19 protein-coding genes are annotated in these 20,624 nt (G+C 71.0%); 17 read left to right on the top strand and 2 right to left on the bottom strand.

Annotated features, from left to right (window positions below):
• Positions 1–78 precede the first annotated feature (78 nt).
• From ABR738_RS00245 to ABR738_RS00180, 14 genes are all read left to right on the top strand, one after another.
• A complete protein-coding gene (locus ABR738_RS00245) occupies positions 79–606 on the top strand; it encodes a phage tail tube protein (RefSeq protein WP_350227862.1) in 528 nt (175 codons plus the stop codon).
• Complete coding sequence (locus tag ABR738_RS00240) at positions 603–1,160, top strand: hypothetical protein (protein ID WP_350227861.1); 558 nt, start codon at positions 603–605, stop codon at positions 1,158–1,160. Before ABR738_RS00245 ends, ABR738_RS00240 begins: the two co-directional genes overlap by 4 nt.
• Positions 1,127–1,513, top strand: a complete 387-nt coding sequence (locus tag ABR738_RS00235; protein ID WP_350227860.1) for a hypothetical protein — start codon at positions 1,127–1,129, stop codon at positions 1,511–1,513. The genes ABR738_RS00240 and ABR738_RS00235 overlap by 34 nt, the downstream gene beginning before the upstream one ends.
• 24 nt (positions 1,514–1,537) lie before the next feature.
• Positions 1,538–6,721: a phage tail tape measure protein gene (locus tag ABR738_RS00230; RefSeq protein WP_350227859.1), complete on the top strand. Its 5,184-nt coding sequence runs from the start codon at positions 1,538–1,540 to the stop codon at positions 6,719–6,721.
• Positions 6,718–7,620 (top strand): phage distal tail protein, encoded by a 903-nt coding sequence (locus tag ABR738_RS00225; RefSeq protein WP_350227858.1) that lies wholly within the window; start codon positions 6,718–6,720, stop codon positions 7,618–7,620. The genes ABR738_RS00230 and ABR738_RS00225 overlap by 4 nt, the downstream gene beginning before the upstream one ends.
• The gene (locus ABR738_RS00220) at positions 7,617–8,543 is read left to right on the top strand and encodes a hypothetical protein (RefSeq protein ID WP_350227857.1); all 927 of its coding nucleotides are present in this window, start codon (positions 7,617–7,619) and stop codon (positions 8,541–8,543) included. Before ABR738_RS00225 ends, ABR738_RS00220 begins: the two co-directional genes overlap by 4 nt.
• A complete protein-coding gene (locus ABR738_RS00215) occupies positions 8,543–9,640 on the top strand; it encodes a hypothetical protein (RefSeq protein WP_350227856.1) in 1,098 nt (365 codons plus the stop codon). Before ABR738_RS00220 ends, ABR738_RS00215 begins: the two co-directional genes overlap by 1 nt.
• Before the next feature lie 26 nt (positions 9,641–9,666).
• Positions 9,667–11,871, top strand: a complete 2,205-nt coding sequence (locus tag ABR738_RS00210; protein WP_350227855.1) for a hypothetical protein — start codon at positions 9,667–9,669, stop codon at positions 11,869–11,871.
• Positions 11,872–12,050: 179 nt separating this feature from the next.
• Positions 12,051–12,866, top strand: a complete 816-nt coding sequence (locus ABR738_RS00205) for a hypothetical protein (protein WP_350227854.1) — start codon at positions 12,051–12,053, stop codon at positions 12,864–12,866.
• A gap of 8 nt (positions 12,867–12,874) precedes the next feature.
• Positions 12,875–14,335, top strand: coding sequence for a peptidoglycan-binding protein (locus ABR738_RS00200; RefSeq protein ID WP_350227853.1), 1,461 nt, complete (start codon positions 12,875–12,877; stop codon positions 14,333–14,335).
• Positions 14,336–14,352: 17 nt separating this feature from the next.
• Positions 14,353–14,604, top strand: coding sequence for a hypothetical protein (locus tag ABR738_RS00195; protein WP_350227852.1), 252 nt, complete (start codon positions 14,353–14,355; stop codon positions 14,602–14,604).
• 15 nt (positions 14,605–14,619) lie between these two features.
• Positions 14,620–14,865, top strand: a complete 246-nt coding sequence (locus tag ABR738_RS00190) for a hypothetical protein (RefSeq protein WP_350227851.1) — start codon at positions 14,620–14,622, stop codon at positions 14,863–14,865.
• Complete coding sequence (locus ABR738_RS00185; protein ID WP_350227850.1) at positions 14,844–15,497, top strand: DNA cytosine methyltransferase; 654 nt, start codon at positions 14,844–14,846, stop codon at positions 15,495–15,497. Before ABR738_RS00190 ends, ABR738_RS00185 begins: the two co-directional genes overlap by 22 nt.
• Position 15,498: 1 nt before the next feature.
• A complete protein-coding gene (locus ABR738_RS00180) occupies positions 15,499–16,026 on the top strand; it encodes a DNA (cytosine-5-)-methyltransferase (RefSeq protein ID WP_350227849.1) in 528 nt (175 codons plus the stop codon).
• 162 nt (positions 16,027–16,188) lie between these two features.
• Here ABR738_RS00180 and ABR738_RS00175 read toward each other — a convergent pair whose 3' ends face one another.
• Complete coding sequence (locus ABR738_RS00175; protein WP_350227848.1) at positions 16,189–16,338, bottom strand: hypothetical protein; 150 nt, start codon at positions 16,336–16,338, stop codon at positions 16,189–16,191.
• A 132-nt stretch (positions 16,339–16,470) separates the two neighbouring features.
• Positions 16,471–17,151, bottom strand: coding sequence for a GntR family transcriptional regulator (locus ABR738_RS00170; protein WP_350227847.1), 681 nt, complete (start codon positions 17,149–17,151; stop codon positions 16,471–16,473).
• A 330-nt stretch (positions 17,152–17,481) separates the two neighbouring features.
• Here ABR738_RS00170 and ABR738_RS00165 point away from each other — a divergent pair, with 330 nt between their 5' ends.
• The 3 genes from ABR738_RS00165 to ABR738_RS00155 all read left to right on the top strand — a co-directional run bounded on the left by ABR738_RS00165 (position 17,482) and on the right by ABR738_RS00155 (position 20,577).
• Positions 17,482–18,783 carry an aminotransferase class III-fold pyridoxal phosphate-dependent enzyme gene (locus tag ABR738_RS00165; RefSeq protein ID WP_350227846.1) on the top strand — a complete coding sequence of 434 codons (1,302 nt, stop codon included), beginning with the start codon at positions 17,482–17,484 and terminating at the stop codon, positions 18,781–18,783.
• Positions 18,784–18,797: 14 nt separating this feature from the next.
• Positions 18,798–20,054 (top strand): SIR2 family protein, encoded by a 1,257-nt coding sequence (locus ABR738_RS00160; RefSeq protein WP_350227845.1) that lies wholly within the window; start codon positions 18,798–18,800, stop codon positions 20,052–20,054.
• A 67-nt stretch (positions 20,055–20,121) separates the two neighbouring features.
• The gene (locus tag ABR738_RS00155) at positions 20,122–20,577 is read left to right on the top strand and encodes a GNAT family N-acetyltransferase (RefSeq protein ID WP_350227844.1); all 456 of its coding nucleotides are present in this window, start codon (positions 20,122–20,124) and stop codon (positions 20,575–20,577) included.
• Positions 20,578–20,624 lie beyond the last annotated feature (47 nt).

The following is a 20,624-nucleotide window of genomic DNA, read 5'->3' as shown; positions in this document are numbered from 1 at the left end:
CGGCACTGCCCGCACCGCGGCGGCCCCTCTCGCGGACGCACCCGAATATCGGTTCAGCGTTTCCAAGGGGCCTCATCCATGGCACTGCCCATCAGCACGCCGGTGCAGAAGTTCTCTCGGCGCGGCATCAGCATCTTTCTGTGGCTGCCCACCATCAAGGACCAGGTCGGCCTCGTGCCGACCCGCGCAGAGCTGGAGGCGGGAACCAACCTGTCTGCGGCGATCGCCGCGATCTCCGGGTTCACGCTGGAAAACCAAGCGATCGAGACGCCGGACATGGGCGATGACTTCAACTCCTCGATCCCCGGCTCCGACAAGGCCGACGACTCCGCGCTCACCCTCTACGAGGACAAGATCACTGAGGCGATCGAGGACCTTCTGAGGAAGGGCACGGAGGGCAACGTCGTCATGCTCCGCAAGGGTGATGTCCCCAAGTCCAAGAGCATGGACGTCTTCCCGGTCCGGGTCGGCTCCCAGTCCCCGGCCTACACCACGGACAACGAGGCCGCGAAGTTCGAGGTGAAGTTCACGATCGTGCGGCGCCCGGTTCAGGGGCAGCCGGTCCCGGACAAGCCCGCTCAGCTCGCGAAGAAGGACGCCCAGTGAGCGCCGTCCCGCCGCCGCAGGCGGTCGCCGCAGACGCCCACTGGTCGGCCAAGCTTGCTCGGCTTCGCGCCCGGAAGGCCGCGGAGGTCCGCCTGACGCTGTGGCAGGATGCCGATCTGCGCGAGGCCTTCGAGGAAGCGCGGCGCGCCGCCCGCAGCGCACGTCGGCTCGCCGAGACCGACCCGGACAACAAGGAACTCGCCCGGGAGGCGCGTGCCGCGGACACGGCGCTTGAGAAGGCCCGGGCCGCCCATGACGCCGACGCCGAGGTGCTGGTCTTCCGGGCCCTGCCAGGTGAGGCGTTCACGGCGCTGGTCAAGGAGCACCCGCCGTCCGAGGAGCAGGCAGCCGCTGGCGGCGACTGGGATGAGGAATCGTTTCCCCCGGCGTTGATCGCCGCCTCGTCCGCCGATCCGATGACCGAGGAGGACGCGGCGCTACTCCTCTCCGAGTGGGGGCCGGCCGACCGCATCGAGCTGTTCCAGGCGGCGCTGGCCGCGCAGAACGTGAAGCGCGCTGATTGGGGAAAAGACTTCGGGCTGATCCCCGGCTGAGGGCCGAACTCGAGCTGTGCAATCGCTGGGGCATCCCGCACTCGCGATTCCTCGGCGGCGACGGCACCTGGAGCCCCCGCGACCGGGAAAAGGCCCTGGCCTACCTCGAGCTGACCCGTGCCACCTGCGCCGATTGCGGCACTCGCCACGAGGAGTGGGACGAGGACGAGGGCGGCGACCGCTTCGCCTACGTCGGCACCACCAGCCGCTGCCCCGGCTGCGAACTCATCGCCACCGAACGCGAACACGTCCCCGAAGGCCCGCACGGCCACGGCGTCAAAGTCGGCCTCGTGCCCCGGGTCTGGCACGAACAGCGCACCCGGGCGCTCACCCGCCGGGACCACCGCGAATAACCCCCAGCAAGAAGGAGCGCGTCGGTGGTCGCGTGGAGCCTCTCGGTTGCCCTCACGGGCAACGGTGACGCCCTCGCGCGCACGCTGCGCCAGTCCGCGACCGCCGCCCGAGACCTCTCCCGCGACCTGAACGCCGTCCGCCGCAACCTCACCGCGCTCGGCGGCGGTGCCGGAGGCCTGCGCACCCTGACCACCGGCCTGCGCGGCGCCGGGACCCTGCTGCGCGACGTGCGCCATGACGCCTCGGGGGCGAGCCGCGATCTGCGCAGCCTGGGTGCCGCCGCCAACCGGGCAGCCACGGCCACCCGCGCCAACACGGCGGCGACCCGCGACAACACCGCCGACCTGCGGTCCATGCAGCGCCAGTTGCAGGCCGCGACCCGCGACCTGACGGCCCTGGCCCGGGCCGCCCGGTCCGCCGACACCCGCCTGGGAACGGTCGGCAGCCGCGGCACCCACTCCCTGGGCCAGATGGACTCCGCCGCCTCCCGCCTGCGCTCGCGGCTGGCGGGCCTGACCGGTCTGCTGGCCGGCGGCGCCCTGGTCTTCGGCCTGCACGATCTGGTCGAGCAAGGCAACGAATACCAGAAGGAGATGAACCAGTTCGGCGCCGTGACCGGCGCCAACGCGGTTCAGATGCAGTACGCGGCGGCCGTCGCCAAGCAGCTGGGATCCGACCTGACGCTGCCCGCGACCACGGCCAAGGACGCCGCCGAGGCCATGGTCGACTTGGCGAAAGCCGGCTTCAGGGCGGACCAGGCCATCATCGCCTCGCGCCCCGCCCTGGAGCTGTCGACCGGCCTCCACGTGAAGGCCGCCGACGCCGCGATGTACCTCGGTGACGTGATGGATCAGTTCGGCCTGGGCGCCAACCAGGCGGGCAAGGCCGCCGACACCCTCGCGGCGACAGCGACCGGAGCCAGCGGAGGAATTCGCGACATCTGGTACGCCATGAAGTACGCCGGGCCGGTCGCGAACGCGCTCGGAGTGTCCCTGCAGGACACCGCCGCGGCCGTCGTCGGGCTCGGCAAGAGCGGCATCATCGGCCAGACCGCAGGAACGACCCTGCGCGGTGCGCTGTCCAACCTCGCCGCCCCCACCAAGCAGATGCGCCAGGGCCTGGCGGCCCTCGGCATCGAGGCCTTCGACTCCACCGGGAAGTTCAAGGGCCTTGCCACGGTCATCGACGGGCTGAACCGGGCCCAGCACCGCATGACCCAGCAGGACTACATCGAAGCCGTGAAGAAGGCCTTCGGCAAGCCCGGCATGAGCGGCATGGTCGCTCTGGGACACCAGGGACTCGAGGCCTTCCAAGCCGGCCTGGACACGGTGAGCCAGTACGGCAAGGCCGCCCAGATCGCCGCGGCCCAGTCCAAGGGCCTGACCGGCGCGATGACCCAGCTCAAGACCCAGGCCAGGACCACGGGGCTGGAGATCTACAGCAGCATGGCCCCCGGCCTGGAATGGCTCACCCGAGGGCTGACCTCGGGGCTCGCCCGGGCCACCCCGTACATCACCGCCGGCATCAACTACGCCCACGACCTGGCCACGGTCTACGGCCCGAGCCTGGCCGAGAAGGCCAACGCGGGCCTGGGCGGCCTGATGGACAAGGCCCGCGAACTGATCGGCCCGCTGCGCGCGCTGGGAGAGCACGCGCTCGCCGACGGCCTCAACCTGCTGATCAACGCGGGCCGGTCGCTGATGGACGTCCTCGGCAACGTCGCGGACGGCCTGGCACCGATCGGTCACCAACTGGCCCGCCTCGGCGGCGACGGCAGCAGCGCTGCGTCCACGCTCGACATCGTCGTTCTCGTCGTCAACGCCCTGGCCAGCGCGGTGGGCTGGCTCTCCGGGGTCCTGGTGCCGGTCGGCCAGGTCGTCGGCACTCTCGTCGGAGCGTTCGGCGCCCTGCCCGGACCGATCCAGACCGCCCTGGCCTCCATCCTGCTGTGGCGGCGCGTCGGCCCGATGCTCTCCGGCCTGGCGGGCACCGTTCGTGGCAGCGTGACAGGCGCCTTCGCGTCGTTCAACGCGCAGATGACGGGCATGCGCCTTCTGGCCTCGGCCAGCGGAACGAGCCTGTCCCGGTTCGGCGCCGCCTTCGCCGTCCTACAGGCCCGCGTCCCGCTGCTCGCCGCGATGGCCACCTCCTTCCGCACCGCGAGCACGGCCGGCAGCGGCTTCACCGGCACCCTCAACGGCATGGCCCGCGCGGCCGGCACCGGACTGGCCGGAGCCATGCGCGGCCTGATGGGCATCATGGGCGGCCCCTGGGGCATCGCCCTGCTCGGCATCACCGTCGGCCTCGGGATGCTCGCCTCCTACCAGCAGAAGGCCGCCCAGGCCGCCGCCGAACACCAGCAGCGCATCGCCGATCTGACCCGGGCCCTGCGGGACTCTGGCGGCGTCATCGACACGAACGTGCGCGCCGCGGCTGCTCAGACCCTCCTCGATTACAAGCTCCACGACAGCAAGACCCGGCTGGTCGACGTCATGGAGCAGTCGGGTACGTCGATGCGGACGCTGACGGATGCCTACCTCGGCCAGGGCAGCAGCCTCGAGGCGCTGGAGAAGAAGTACCGCGATCTGGCCGAGGCCAACAAGGCCTACGTTGACCAGGCCGGCGGCAAGTCGAGCGTCCTGAAGTACACCGACACTGGCGAGCGGTACAAGCGGGCCGCCGACGCGCTCAAGGACATGCGCGGCGAGATGGAACAGAGCGTCACGGACGCCAAGCGGCTGGCCGAGGCGCAGAATCCTTCCGGCAGGGCGCTGTCGGCGTACGACAAGCTGAAGTTGGCGGTGAAGGACCTCGCGGACACCAGCGGGGACGCGGACCGCCGCACCCGCGGCCTGAAGGACGCACTCGACCTGCTCGGCGGCGGCTCGGTGTCCGTCCAGGCCGCGCAGGCGCGGCTCAATGAGGCGATCCTCAACGCAGGGGAGGCCGTCGACGAGGGAATCAAGAAGAGCGGCGACTACGGCAAGGTGCTGCTCGGGCTCAACGGCACGCTCAACACCACCACGCGCAACGGGCAGCAGCTCTTCAGCAGCCTCAACGGCATCTCCGATGCGGCGGCCAGCGCCGCCCTGGCCGCGTACGACTTCGCGCAGAAGTCGGACAAGACGCTGCCGGAGTCACTGAACGCAGCGCGTACGGAGATGGACAAGGCCCGCGATGCCGCGATCAAGCTGCTGGGGCAGTACGGCATCGTCGGCGACGAGGCCGGCCTGGTCGCGGACAAGATGGGTCTCATCCCGGGCCGGGTCAGCATCCTGCTGCAGACCAAGGGCATGGGCGAGGCCCTGGCCGAACTCCTCGCCGTGCAGGCCGAGTTCGCCCGGTTCCCGGACAAGCGCACCGTCAAGGTGGATGCGCTGGGCGACGACGCCAAGAAGGAGCTCCAGGACCTCCACTACGCCGTCGAGCTCATCCCGAGCACCCGCGAATACAAGATCACAGCGCCGACGCTGGCGGCCCGGGCCGAGCTGGACGCGCTGATCGCCAAGATGTCGGCTGTCCCGGACAAGTCCGTCCGAGTCAACGCCCTGACGGCCGACGGCATCGCCAACCTCCAGAACTTGCAGGGGCGGATCAATGCCACGCAGGGCCGCACCTTCACGATGACCGCGCTGACCGCCGACGCGCGGGCCGCGCTGCTGGGCCTCGGCTTCACCATCCAGAACACCAACGGCAAGACGGTCGAGATCACCATCCCCACCGGCACACCGACGTCGGCCGCCGCATCCATCCAGGGCGCCATCGACAGCGTCCACGGTAAGACCGTCTCCGTCCGGGTCAACTACTCCCCGTACGTCAACGTCGGCCCGCCGCCGCCCGCCAACCCCTACCTGCGCACCAACGCCAACGGCAACGTGTATTCGGCGCCGGGCCGGGTGCTGGCCTTCGCCGACGGCGGGATGCGCGAGAGCCACGTTGCCCAGATCGCCCGCGGCGGCGAGTACCGGGTCTGGGCGGAGCGGGAGACGCAGGGGGAGAGCTACATCCCCCACGCCCCATCCAAGCGCCCGCGTTCCCGGCGGATCCTGGAGGAGACCGTCCGGCGCCTGGGCGGTGACCCGGCCAGCATCACCTGGTACGCCAACGGCGGGGGCACCGGCACGAACTTCAGCTACACGCCGGCGTCACTCAACACGCTGTCCTCCGTCGCGTCCTCCTCCCAGGACAAGGACGGCAAGTTCGACCTGGGCGTCTTCGCCAAGAAGCTGCACTCCAGCGTGGGCACCGCACAGCGCTGGCGCAACGAGCTGGCAACCGTGGCCGCCCGGGCGGGCACCGACGTCGCCAAGGCCTTGGAGGCGATGGGGGAGGACGGCGTCGACCTGGTCCACAAGATGGCCACCGGCTCGCGCACCTACCTCAACCAGATGGCATCCGATCTGCGAGGCCTCGCCAACACGGCGAAGGCCTCGCTGGCCGACTACACGCGCGAGCTCACCACCGCCAACAACACCAACGCGGACTTCCAGAAGAACCTGATCAAGCTTGCGGGGATGGGCTTCGGTGACCTCGCCGCACAGCTCAACCAGCAGGGCGACGCCGCCGCCCAGGACCTGGCCGCACAGGCTGTACGCGACCGGGGCAAGGCCAGTCAGGCCAACACCCAGGCCAAGACCGCGGGCGCACAGCTCACCTCTGACGAGACCGGCGAAATCGTCCAGATCATCGGCGCCGTCACCTCCAGCAAGGTCGGCCTCCACCAGGTCGCCGACACCACCACACTCGCCGAGGACGAGATCATCCGTGTCCTCGCCAAGGCCGGCCAGCAGGTCAAAACGGCCTTGGGTGACCGCGGCTCGAAGCTCCTCGACGACCTCAGCCGTGCGCAGCGTGGCCTGTCGTATGCGGATGGCGGCATCCGGGAGGGCATCTACGCCACCAGCAACGGCCTGGTCCGTTTCGCCGAACCCAGCACCGGGGGAGAGGCATACCTGCCGCTCGGCCTGTCCAAGCGCCCGCAGGCCACCAACGTGCTCGGAGACGTCGCCAGCCGGTTCGGCTACGCCCTGGTGGGCCGTCAGGACGCCTCCGCCGGCCGGGTCCAGGTCATCGTCATCCAGCAGGCGGCCCCGCTGATCGGCACACAGACCATCCAGATCGACCGGCCCGGCGCCACCGAGCAGCAGATCGCCGCCGCGATCGGCTACCAGGTACGCCGCGCCCAGCGAGGCGGGGTACGCCGATGACCACACCTCTCACCGACTTCCAGTACGACCTTGGCGGCATGGTCATCGGGACCAACACCCCAGTGCCGGTCGCCACGATCGAGGGACTGGGCCGCGCCACGGTCCGTACCGGCGACGTGGAGCCGCCGCACTCCGACGGCACATGGCTGGGCGCCGACTACTACAACGGCCGCACCATCCGCATCGACGCGGCGATCAAGACCCCCGGCAACCCCGCAGCCGCTCTCGACATTTTGGGCGCCCTGCAGGAGCTCCACGACGACCCGGCACTGCGCCTGACCGGCGGCGCCACCACCGCCTTGCGCATGCAGTTCCCGGGACGGGACGTACGCGTCATGTTCGGACGCCTGCGCAAGGCCGACGCCGACCTTGAGCGCCTCGTCCACGGATGGGTCCCCCTCGACATTGAGTTCCTGACGGCGGACCAGCTCTTCTACGCAGACCACCAGCAGCAGTTGGTGCTGCCGCTCCGGACAGTCGTCGGAGGCGGCTTCACCGCGCCCGTTGTCGCGCCCATCGTCGTCACCCCGGCCCCGGGCGAACCAGAGCGACCGGGCTGGATCGATGTGGAGGGCAAGGCCCCCACGTGGCCCATCCTGCGGATCGACGGACCCTGCGCCACCCCGGTCATCACCCATGTCGAGAGCGGCCAAGTGCTGCGCCTGGACACCGTCATCGGACGCGACGACTGGGTGGAGATCGACACACGGCCCACCTGGCGCTCCGTGCTCCGCAGGGACGGCGGCAGCGTGCCCCTGACCGCTGGCCGCCTGGACGCCTTCAGCCTGCCGCCCGGGCGCAGCGAGATCCGCTGGCAGGCCACCGACCCCACCAACTCCGCCCGGCTGACCGTCACCTGGCGGCCGGCCTGGCCCACCCTCCGAGGAGCAGCATCATGACCCTGTCCCCTGCCCCCCTGCTCACCAACGGGGCAACGCACTCGGCTCAGAGCTTCAGGATGATGATCCGGGACCTGGCGCGCGGCGGCGAGGGCGTCACCCAGGGAGGCGACCTCAAGGTCAGCCCCCTGACCGTGCCCGCAGGCGGCGTCCAGGTCGGTGACGGCTCCGCCATCATCCAGGGTCGCGCCTCGCCCTGGCAGGGTCACTACTCCGCTTACAACATCGGCAGCGCAACGGTGCAGATCGCTCCGACCGGAGCCAACGCCCGCAACGACTTGGTCGTCTTGCGTGTCCTTGACCCGCAGTACGAGGGCGGACGCGACCCGGCTAAGGACCCGATCGTGACCTTCGACGTCATCTCCGGCGTGCCCCCGGTCTACGCGTCCGTCCCGGCTGGCTACTCCGCGATCCCGCTCGCGCTGATCAACCTCCCGGCGAATACCGGCACGGTTACGGCCTCGATGATCAGAGACATGCGGCAGGTCGCGAACCCGCGCCGGACCAGCCGGATCTACACCGCGAGCCCCGCCGGAGACCAGGACTGGCCGGGCAACCGCGCCGGCCAGTGGGTGGCATGGCCGCCCGTAGCCCAGTGGGACGTCCAGGTACCGCCGTGGGCCGTCACCATGCGCGCCGAGATGACCATCGCCGGGGTGCAGGTCATGAGCGGCAGCGTGTGGGGCGGCTCGGCGTTCAAGGTCGGCGCGGTGCAAGGGCAGTCGGTGTGGTTCGAGACCGGCAGCGCCTCCCGCATCCACCTGATCAGCGCCGACACTGTCGCCGTGCCCGCGGCCATGCGCGGCACCACGCAATCCCTGCAGGCTCTGATCTCCCTCGACCAGAACAACGCAGGCGTCCTCCAGGCCGACGTCGCCACCACAGCTATCGCGCGCCTGGAATTCGAGGAGGGCATCTACTGATGCCCTACCGCTACTTCGCTCAGCACCTCCTGACCGGCCAGATCCTCGCCGCCGACCTGCCGCTGTCCGACGTTGAGTTCGGGCCCGAACTCAACGGTCCTGGCGCGCTGCGGGCGAAGCTGACCCCGCGCTTTGCCCGTACAGTCCCCGAGCTCCTCGAGGAGGGCACCTGTGCGCTGTACGTCGAGAACGGCGGTGTGCTGCGGTGGGGCGGCATTCTGTGGCAGGCCACCCCCGAGGACCGCACGCTCTCCCTCGAGGCCGCCGGCTGGTCCTCCTACCTCCAGCGCCGCCACGACATCCATGGTGAGCTGGACGGCCGCGGCCCGTACGTGAACGCTGACCCCTGCCGCGTGATCCGCGACATCTGGGCCTATGCCCAGTCCATCCCGGACGGCGACCTCGGCGTGGTCGTCGACCCGGCCACATCCACGGCCAAGGTCGGCACCACCGCCGAGCCCATGCACTCCAACTGGTGGGAAGACCCGGTCCTCGGCAACACGGTCGACGACCTGGTCAAGGCCGACGACTCGCCGGACTACACCTGCGACACGGCCTGGGGGCCGAACGGCACGATCGTGCGCCGCCTGCGCCTGGCCTACCCCCGCCTCGGCGCGCGCCGCGACGACGTGTCCTTCGCCAGCGGGGTCAACATCCTCGACGCCCCGGCCGTCACCAGGAACGCCGACGACTACGCCCAGACGGTGATCGCCACCGGGGCGGGGGAGGGCCGCGCCAAGGTGCGCGTCATCGACTCGGTCCGTGACGGGCGGCTGCGCCTGGAGCACGTCCTGGACCTGCCCGACGTCAAGGGCACCGACATCCTCGCGCAGCGGGCGCGTGCCGAGCGGACCCGCCGTCAGACCCGCGGCAGCGTCGACCAGATCCGCATCCGCCCCGACCACCCCGCCGCCCCCCTCGGCTCATTTCAGGTCGGCGACGACGTCCAGGTCACGGTGCACAACGAGTGGGCCGAGTGGTTGGGATGGTGCCGCATCACCGGCTGGACGGTGCACACGGGCGGTAGCGACGGCGAGACCGTCACCGTCGACTTGGCGCGCGCGGACAGTTACCACTACGGGCCGGCTGCGGCCTGACCCTCGTCATAAGGAGTCACCCCGTTATGCCCGACGACCTGCACCGGCTGGGCGGCGAGATCGCCGATCTCAAGCGCCGACTCGACCTCCTCACCCGTTCCTCCCGGCTCAGCCACTCCTCCATCGAGAACGGCGCCGTCCAGGTGTACGACGACGCAGGCTCCCTGCGCGCGGTCATCGGCCAGCAGGCCGACGGCACCAGCGGAGTCAACGTCGTCAACGGACCGCCCCCGCCCCAGCCGGCGCCGCCCGCCGTGACCGGCACCCTCGGCGGCATCAGCATCAGTTGGGACGGCCGCTTCACCGAAGGCCAGCCAGTCCCGTTGGACTGGGCCCGCCTGGAGATCCACGCCGCTGTCGTGCCCGACTTCACCCCCGGTCCGGACACCCTCCGCGCGACCCTGGAATCACCGCAGGGCGGCAGCGCCGTCGTCATCACCGACACTCCCCAGTACGTACGCCTCGTAGCCCGCAACACCTCCGGCACCGCCTCCGCCCCCTCCACCACGGTCGGTCCCACCGGGCGCTTGCCCGTGGTCGCCGAAGACGTGATGGCCGGCATCGTCGATGAACTCGCCCTCGCCGAAGGAGCGGTGACCCGGGCCAAGGTCGCGGTTGGCGCGATCGATTCCGACCGCCTCGCCATCGGCACCGGCAACCTGCTGCCCGACCCGTCCTTCGAAGGAGCCTTCACCGACCAGCTGCTGGTCGGGAGCACCAACTGGAGCACCGCGGCCTCGGGCCGCAACTCCGCCCGTTGCCTCAAGGTGGACGCCACCGCCCCCACCCCCACCACCCGCGCCCAGATGCTCACGACGCTGCCCGCGTCGCCCGGCGACCGCTTCTACCTGGCCGTCGACTACGCCACCAGCACCGACTGGCAGGGCACCCCGAGGTTCTACCTGCGGTGGCTGGACACTGCGGGCGCCACTCTCGGCTACGGCCTCCTCGAAGCGCCCGCCGCCGCGAGCACGACGTGGACCCGGCCGACCGCCCAGGTCCAGGCCCCTGCCAACACCGTGCACGCCGCCGTCTACTGCGAGGCATACGCCGCCAGCGCGGGCAGCGTCCTGTTCGACAACGCCGAGGTCCGCACCGTCATCACGGCCGGCCTGGTCCTCGCCGGATCCATCGGCACCCCGGAACTAGCGGCGGACTCCGTCAACGCCGAGAAGATCGTCGCGCAGAGCATCACCGGCCGTGAGATCAAGTTCAAGACCCTCACCGGTGACCACCTCGACGTCAACTCCGCCCGCCTGGCACTGCTCACCGCGGGCGTCATCACCGCCGACATGCTCAACGTCGACGCCCTTAACGGCAAGACCATCAAGGGCGTCCACATCATCGGCGTCCAGATCGACGGCGCAGTCCTACGAACCGGGGACGCCGGAAGCCGTGTCGAGATCACCCAGATCCCCGCCACCGACACCCAGCCCACCACCGGGCAGGTCCGCCTGCTGTCCGGCGCAGCCACCGAGACGGCACCAGCCGCGCTGTACGCCGCGTACGACCCCGCCACCAACACCTCTAAGCTGCGCCTGCAGTCCGCAGAGTTGCGCGCGCCGACCCCGCCCGCCGGCGGAGCGATGCCACGCCTCGGCGGCCCCATGGCCTACCCCGGCGCCTCGCTGTCGATGTGGTCCGAGCCCGCCAAGGGACGGATGGAGCTCAGCGCAACCGAGATCTCCAGCTCCGCCGAATCCACCCTGTTCGGCTCCGCCCTGTACGACCGCATCGAGATCGTCAGTGGCGGCTCCATCAACGCCCGCAGCCACGACGGCAGCCGAGCGGAGGTCTACTTCCAGAACAGCTTCTACATCGGCACCGACGGCCGAATAGGTCTGTACAACCAGGGCTGGAAAACCCCGTCCCTGGGGTTCAACTGGGCCCAGTACGGGGGCGGCTTCGACAAGGTCGCCTACCGCGTCTACCCGGACAACACTGTCGGGCTCCGCGGGATCCTCAAGCGCACGGCCAGGTCGACACCGGCCGTCGGTGAGGAACTCTTCACGCTGCCGGACGAGGCGGTGCCGGGCAACACCCTCGTCCAGCAGTGGACCCTGGTTGTCTTGCCCACTGGCGCCCTCGGCACCGCCAGCGCCATGGTCAGCGCCAACCTGACCCCGGCCACCGGCAAGGTGACTCTCTCCAACATCTCCAGCGCGGCCAGCACCCAACTCGCCAGCGGCAACGGATACGTCACCTGGAACGTGCGCTACCCGCTGGACTGACGAGGCCGACGCTCGACAGCGGGCCCCCGGCCCGCCTCTATCATTGATCACGGCACTGCCGGGCGACCCTCCGCCCGCGCCGCCTCCGCATCTGCGGCCCGCACCACACCCCGAGGGATCGCTCGGCCAGATGGCCAGGCATCCACTTTGCCGGGGCGCGGGGGAGAAGCGGACCGACAGTGCCAACCACTCACGGCGTCCTCGTACGCCATTACGACCCCCACCCGGCGCTCGGACGACACCAAGTCCTCGACGCCCGCTCCCTGCGGTTCCGGCACCGCGCCACCCGGGACACTCTGCATCCCGTCAGCTGGCAGCCGACCATCCCGGTCCTCGACCAGCAGAACCTCCAGGCCCAGCACATCCGGACGTCACAACTCGTCGACGGCACGCCCGACGTGGACGCCCTGGGATCGTGCACCGCCAACGCCGCAGCCGCCGCCCTGTCGATCGTCCTGGACGCGCCCCGCCTCGCGGCAGCCGGGCTGACGCCCGACGCCCGCGCGGCCGAGGAATGGGCGATCCGGCTGTACGCGGACGCCACCGCCGCAGACGAGTTCACGGCCTGGCAGTGGCCGCCGAACGACGCCGGCAGCTCCGGCCTCGGCGCCGCGCGCGCCCTGCACAGCCGCGGTCTCATCGGCTCCTACACCCACATCCTCGACGCCGACGCCCTGGCCAGCGCCCTGCAAAGCGGCCCGGTCCTGCTCGGACTGCCCTGGTACGACGCCTGGTTCACCCCAGGCACCGACGCCTTCGTCGACACCGTCCCGTACTGGCGCACCTCCGGCCTCGCCGGCGGCCACGAGGTATGCGCCCTCGCCCTCGAGGAGGTCGCCCAGGACGCGAGCGGCCGGGTCATCCCCGAACGCACCGTCCTGCGGGCCCGCAGCTCCTGGGGCACCGCCTGGGGCGACGGCGGCGACTTCCGGCTGCGCCTGAGCACCTACAACGCGTTGCGCGACCAGATCGACGCGATCCAGCTCCACGCCTAGGAGGACCCGTGACCACGCACCACGCCGCGATCATCCACCCCGACCGGTCCCTCACCTACTGCGGAACCGTCGACGAAGAGCACCTCGACACCGTCCGCGCGCTGGCCGCGCTCCCCGACACCCCCCGCTTCACCCGCGAGCACCCGGCCCGCCCGGGCTCGCTGTTCGTGCTGCGCGAGGACGGCGACCTCGACTGGTACGAGCCGGTCGACGCCGCCCCGTTCACCGTCCACGCCCCCGACGGACACACACCCGCCGAGGACACCGAGCCCGGCCCGGCGTCGGCGACTCTGCCGCGCGGCGCGTCCGGCACCACCTGGATCTCCGGCGCGATCGGCATCGGCGACGGCTCCATCGGCGGTGCCATGGACACCCCCGACAACCCGCCCCGCGTCGTCCTGCACACCACCGAGTCCCCGGCCGGCGGCCGTTACCTCGAGTCGATCGGCTCCTACCTGGTCCAGGTCGCCTCTGAGCCGCAGCTGATCTACTGCCCGGTCACCGACCGGGTCGGACAGTTCGGGCCGCTCAGCCAGTCCGGGCGCGCCCTGAAGAACGACGGCGCGCGGCGCACCAACCGCGAGGGCAAGGTGTGCATCCAGATCGAGGTCCTCGGCTACGCCTCCAAGCCGTGGACCACCGGCTGGGACCCGGCGTCCAAGCCCGGCTGGCAGAAGATCCTCGCGGCCGCCCGCTCCTGGGGCGTCCCGAAAGCGTTCCCGGCCGGGCCGCCCGCCCGCTACCCGGGCCCGGACAAGCCCCGTTCGCGGTCGGTCTGGCAGGGCAGCGGCGGCTACTTCGGGCACTGCGACGTGCCCGGCAACGACCACGGAGACCCCGGCCAGATCGACACCGGCAAGGTCCTCGGCGGAGGCGGACCCCCGCCACCGCCCGGAGGCGGCGACGCGTTCCCCGGCGCTGGCAACTTCGGGCCGGGCGCGAGCAACGCCTACGTCACCCGGCTCGGCAACATGCTGTGCGCCCGCGGCGGCCGCCGCTTCTACTCGGTTGGCCCCGGCCCGAACTGGGGCGACGCCGACCGCAACGCCACCCGCGCATTCCAGCAGGCCCAGGGCTGGTTCGGATCGGACGCCGACGGCCTCCCGGGCCCCACCACCTGGGAGCTGCTCGTCACCGGCCGCGGCAACGACATCCCCGGAGGCGGATCGACGCCCAGTGTCAGCGTCGCCCACCTCAAGGCAGCCGCCAGCCAGGACATCCCGGCCCCGGACGGCCACACCACCTACCCCTCCGAAGTCCGCGTCCTCGAGGACGCGTTGGCCGCGGAGGGACTGCTGAACAGGGCCTACGTCGACGGGTCCTTCGGCACTCGGACCCGCGACGCCTACGCGGCCTGGCAGCGCAGCTCGGCTGGCGGCGGCTACAGCGGCTCCGACGCCGACGGTATCCCCGGCCTCACCTCCCTCCAGCGCCTCGCCGCCCGGCACGCCTTCACCGCAACCGCCTGACCCCCAAGGAGCAACGCATGTCCCAGTCCACCCCCAGCGCCCTCGCCGACGTCGCCGAGCGCACCGTCCTCACCTACGTCGAGGCGCTCCTCGGCCTCCTGCTCGCGGGCGCCACCACCGACCTCGTCAACCTCTCCTTCCTGGAGGCCAGCGCCATTGCCGCGATCCCCGCCGCGCTCACCGTCGTCAAGGGCGCGATCGGCACCCGGCTCGGCCAGGTGGGCACCGCCGCCTGGCTCCCGGCCAAGACCGACCCCAACCGCCTGTAGAAGGGACTCCTCGCCATGCCCGATGGAGAGGTCGCACTCGCGCTGGCCGACCTGCGCCGCAGCCTCGAAGTCGGGCTGGCGGGCATCGACGGCCAGCTCGCACTCCTGGTGCAGCGAAACGACCAGACCGACAAGGACGTCGCGGACCTCCAAGACCGCGTAGCTGCCCTGGAGCGCAGCCGCTGGCCCCTGCCCACCCTCAGTGTCTTGATCGCCCTCGGTGCGCTGCTGGTCGGTGTGTGGAGTGCCGTCGGCCACTGACCCGACCGCCCCGGGAGGCCCGCCTGAAAGGGCATCGCCTGACCACCCCTACCGTTCCTGCCCGCCCCCGTATCGGCTCGCTCTGCAGCGGATACGGGGGCCTCGATCTTGCCGTTAGCGACGTACTGGGCGGCGAGGTCGTCTGGCACTGCGAGTACGACCCGGCCGACCCGCAGCAGCGCTCGGCCCGCATCCTCGCCCATCACTGGCCCACCGTTCCCAACCACGGCGACGTCACGGCCGTCGACTGGAGCGCCGTCGCCCCGGTCGACGTGCTGACCGCCGGGTTCCCCTGCACCGACGTGAGCCTGGCCGGGCGCCTGGACGGCCTCGCTCCCGGCACCCGATCCGGCATCTGGCACCACGTCGCCGACGCCATCTCCGTACTCCGACCCTCCTTGGTGGTGATCGAGAATGTCCGAGGTCTCCTATCTGCTCGCGGTGTGGGACGCGAGCACCCGACGGTGGCTGACGGCCCGAGCCCCGGGGAGCTGCGCGCCCTCGGAGTTGTACTCGGAGATCTGGCCACCCTCGGGTTCGATGCGGAGTGGATTCTGCTCCGCGCCTCGGACGCCGGCGCGCCGCACCGCCGCGAGCGGATCTTCATCCTCGCCTGGCCACAGGCGGCGTGATGTGGCGCCAGGCGTCACCTACGCGCGCGTCGCCGGGACGCACCGGTCACGGAACCACCAGGTCCCGCCGATCCCGGCCGAGCCGTGCCCGGACGCTCGCCCGCTGCTGAAAACCCCGACGGCCCAGCTCGCCACCAACGGCGGCTCCCAGCACCCGGACAAGCGGAGGGCCGGCGGACACGGACCCACGCTCGCCGACGAGGTCGAGCACCTCCTGCCCGGCGGCGCGCACCACCAGGCCGGACCCGACGACATCCCCGGACCGTGGGGCCCTTACGCCGCGGCGATCACCCGCTGGGAACAGCGCACTGGGCGCGCGGCACCGTCGGCGGTGAACGAACGCGGGCGGCTGGCACCGGAGTTCGTCGAGTGGATGATGGGTCTGGAGCAGGCGTGGGTGACCGGCGTGCCGGATCTGTCGCGGGCCGCCCAGCTCAAGGCGCTGGGCAACGGGGTCGTTCCGGCCCAGGCCCGGGACGCGATCGCGCTGCTGCTGGCGCGCACCGGGGGAGCGGCCTGCCGGGCGTAGCCGTGCGGCGCCGCACGCAGTGAGGGGCCTCCAGCCGCCCGGCCGGAGGCCCCTCACTGCGGTGTTGATGGTGGCGCTGCACATGCCCGGGAACCCTCGCCCGTGAACGGGTGCCGAACAACCACCAACACACCGCCGTGGCGGTGTGTTGGTGGGTAGGGCCTACCAGTCGTCGCAGGCCGGGCACCAGGGCCCGTCGCACCGCTTGCAGTGCGCCTCGTACGCGACCTCGCAGCCCCGGCAGATCCCGTACCCCAGGTCCTCAACCTCGTCGATGCGCGCTTTCTCCGCGGCGTCCAGCTTCTCGGCCATCGTGGTCCCCTCCCTCGGTTCGTGTTCTCCCTACGCCCCAACTATACAATGTAATGTTGTAAAGATGGAAGTCGGTCCGCGATCTTTCACCACGAACAAGAACCTGCCCCGCGGGCCCGCGCCTGGGGAGGGCTACCCGCCAGCGCCTTCCGGCCGGTATGCCAGCGTGAAGCGCTCGGCGAGCACCAGCGTCTCCACCACGCGCGCCGTCCCGGCCTCCGGCCGTTCCACCTGGGTGGCCACCAGCAAGGGCTGCCCGGCAACGCCGTCCAGCACCCGGCCCTCTGCGTCCGACGCCGGGCGAGCAGCGATGTCCACCGACAGCGCGGCGGCAGGCGCCTTCCCGCTGGCGAGGGCGTGGACGGTCACCAACTGCACGGCCTGCCCCTCGTGCCGAAACAGCCGCACTGAGCGCCGTACCTTGCGGCCCGCCCGGACGCCAAGCGCCGCCGCGACGGCCGCAGGTGCGGAGATGCTTTCCTCCGGCTCCACCGGGACCACATCCGGGAACAGTCCGGTCTCGCCGGCCTCCAGGCGGAACAGGGGCTGCTCGCGGCCCTCGGGAGCTCCGTACACCAGCCGCAGCGGATCGGGCCGACCGCGCACGTACGTCCCGTCACCGGTCTTAGCGACGAGAAGCCCCTCAGCCACCAGGACCTTGCGAGCCTCGAGGATGACTGTGTCCGAGCATTCGTAGGTGTCCTGAAGCGCCGTCAGCGACGGAATCCGGTCCCCGGGCCTGAGCCGTCCATCCGCGATCTGGTCACGCAGGTCCTGGGCAACGCGCCGGTATGCCGTTGTACGCCTGGCCACCGAATCCCCTCGTGTGCGGCCGTCATGTCGCCTTAATCATGGCACGGCGTCCAGCACTGCCCGTCGAATCTCCTCCGCCCGGCGCCGCGGCGCCGGGCGCTGAGCCGACGCGAACCGGCAGTTGAGGATCCGAGGCGTTCCCTATGAGCTTCAAACCGTATACGTAAGCCCGTGTCTCGGGTACGGTGGAGGCCAGCCGGGAAGCGCGCCTCCGGACGTGAACTTCTGCACGCCCGGACGTCTCCGTGTAATCCCGGCACCCACCCACGTCGCACCGCCCCGGGCGCTCTGACGCGCCCAACGGGCGGGCCCCACGAAGGGACGTCTCACGTGGAACGGCACTTCTCCCAGCGCGACCGCCTCCTGACCTCCTCCCGGCCGATGCCGGACTTCGACGTCGTGGCCGCGCACGGATCCTGGCTCCATCTCGCGGACGGCCGTCGCATCCTGGACGGCTCCAGCGGGCTCATCTGCACGAACGTCGGCCACGGCAGCACCAGCGTCATAGCCCGCCTTCAACAGCAGTTCTCCCGCGCGGCGTTCGCCGGCGCCGCCGTCGTCCAGCCCCACACCCAGCTCGAACTGATGGACCGTCTGTGCCGGGCCGTGGGACGCCCCAACGACTCCGTCGCCCTCGTCACCTGCGGAACCCTCGCCGTCGAGGTCGCCATCGCGCTGGCCAAGAACATCGCCCGCACCCGCAGCGGAAAGCGTCGCGCTGACATCCTGACCTCGACCCTCAGCTACCACGGCATGAGCGCCCTCACCCTCGGCCTGGCCGGCAACGGCGTCAGGCGCCCCCACCAGGAGGACGCCCTCGGCCTCGGCCCCGCCTTCGCTCCGCCCTACCCTCCGACCCACCCCCACCCCCACGGCGTGTGCGACGTCTCCTGCGCCGACGAGGTCGCCAAGGCCATCGACAGCAGGGGCCCCGAGAACGTCGCCGCAATCCTGCTGGAACCCGTCAACGGGACCACCGGCGGCGCCTACGTCCCGCCGGACGGCTACCTCCGCCGGGTCGCGGAGATCTGCCGCGAACGGGACGTCCTCGTCATCCACGACGAGGTCCTTACCGGCCTGTGGCGCACCGGCACCGCTCTGGCCAGCCACCATTGGGACGGCAGCGAGCCGGACCTGTGCATCCTCTCCAAGGGCCTGGGCTCCGGATACACGCCCGTCGGCGCGGTCCTCGTCGCCCCCGAACACGCCGCCGTGCTGCGCCAGGACGGCGCCGCCCCGCTGCCGGCCCTGGGGACCATGGCCACCCAGCCGCTCCAGGCCGCGGCCTGCCTCGGCGTCCTCGACGAACTCGAGGCCATGAGCAGCACCGGCCTTCAGCAGCGCGGCCAACAGCTTGGCGCAGGCCTGCGAGCGCTGACCGGTCGCCCCGGCATCCGCGACGTACGAGGGCTGGGCCACCTCTACGCCGTGGAACTGGAGCCCGGTCTGCTCTGGCCCCTGATGGAGCAGGCCGAGCGGCACGGGGTGTTCTTCTACCCGTTCACCGGAGCGGGCGAGCCCAGAAGCGAAGGCCTCGTCGTGGCCCCTCCGCTGACCTCCCCGGCCCACGACGTCGAATTCCTGATGACCGCCCTGTCCGACGCGGTGACTGCCCTGGAACACACCAGCTAGCAAGGAGGATCCCCGTGTTGCTGCCTCACCCCGTGATCGACTCTCTCACCGCCGACCAGGTTCGGACGTGGGAGGCAACCTTCTCCCCGGAGGCCGGCGGGCAGCGTCGCCCGGCCGTCGAGGAGGGCATCTGGCGACGTACCCAGGACCCGACCAACGCGGACCTGTCCGGCTGGAGCGCCGACGAATCCGGCCGACGGCGCATCGTGCACTACCGCCTGCACTACGGCCTCGACCGCACCCAGCCCATGGACCGCTTGGTCCTCGAGGAGCTGTACCTCTACGTCTCCTGGCTCGCCCCGGCCGCCGAAATCACCGCACACCGACGCGACCTCAACGGCTGGCTCACCACCGGAGGATGGCGCCCGGTCAACAGCCAAGACGCCTCCTGGCGCCGCGGCGACCTCCACGTCACGATCACCGAGCACATGGCCCACCCGCAGGACGAGCGCGCAGGCCGCGACACCCCCGACGGCTTCACCGCGCTCGACGTCACCATCCAGTCCGAGGACTACACACTCACCCGCGCCGCACGGAACCTTCCCTGGGACGTGCTCGCCGGCGGGATGCGCATCAAGGAGCAGCGCGGCACCCCCGCCTACGCCGCCGACCTCTCCGGCCTGCTCGACCACCTGCCCTTCGTCGTCGAGGCCGGGTGCGGCACAAGCATCGAGGCCGGTATCCCGCCCCTGCACTGGCTCCACGAGGTCTACCGAGTAACCGAGCGCTCGGGCAACGACCTGACCCAGACCTTCGCGTTCATCCTCGCCCCAGGTGAGGACCTCCTAGTCCACGAGGTACTCACCGACACCGAGCGCAAGATCGAGGACATGGTGTCGATGTTCCGCGCGCTCGTCCTGGCGGAGCCAACCCCCGCGCACCACGTCCTCAAGGCCCTCCACGACGCCGGCCACATGGTCGGCCCCGTCGCCACCCACAACTTCGACCGCCTGTTCACCAGAGTGGGTCTCAACGAAGCGTTCATGCGGCGCTACGACCAGCGGATCCCGCACATGCCCTTCCCGCCCGAGGCCAAGGCGCTACTCGTCGTCGGCCTGCACGCCGACCGACGCAACGTAGAGGCCCGCGCCCGCGCCCTCGGACTGCCCATCTTCTTCCTCGACACCGAGGGCCTGATGGAGAACGGCGTCTACAAGCCCTACCCCCTCGAGGGTCCCCGAGAGGGCGACGTCATCGTCCGCTCCGAAGCCATCCCCGCCCTGCTGCACCTGGGCAAGCTCCTCGGCGTGAACCTCCCGACGGGCCTCTGACACAGCCACAGTTCGCCAGGGGCCGCACCGCGCCGGCGTGGCCCCCGAACAGACAGGGAGCCCTCTCGTGAACGACATCGTGCTCCGCCGCGCCGCAGACGCCGACGCCTACCCGGCCGCCGACGTCTGGTTCCGGTCCTTCACCGCCGCGCTGCCCTCAGTGCGCTGCGCCCACTCGCCCGACGACATCCGGGACTGGTTCGCGCGCGTGCTCGTGCCTCAGTACGAGACGTGGGTCGCCGTCCGCGACGGCCAGATACTGGGCCTGCTGGTACTCAACGGCCCGGAGCTCAAGCAGCTCTACCTCGAGCCCGAGTCCCGCGGCCGCGGGCTGGGGGACCGGCTGATGGCACTGGCCAAGAAGCAGCGCCCCGATGGCCTGTCTCTATGGACGTTCCAGGTCAACGCTGCGGCCCGGCGCTTCTACGAGCGCCACGGCTTCCGGGAGACGGAACGGACCGACGGATCTCGTAACGACGAGAAAGAGCCAGACGTCCGCTACATCTGGCAGCCCGCCAGGTAAACAACAGCACTCGAACAGCGCCGAAACAGGCGGTCACTCCCCGCGCG

The sequence above is a fragment of the Streptomyces sp. Edi4 genome, assembly GCF_040253615.1.
Taxonomy (GTDB): Bacteria; Actinomycetota; Actinomycetes; order Streptomycetales; family Streptomycetaceae; genus Streptomyces.
The sequence above is the reverse complement of the archived record's forward strand: the minus strand, read 5'-3'. Positions and strand labels throughout refer to the sequence as shown.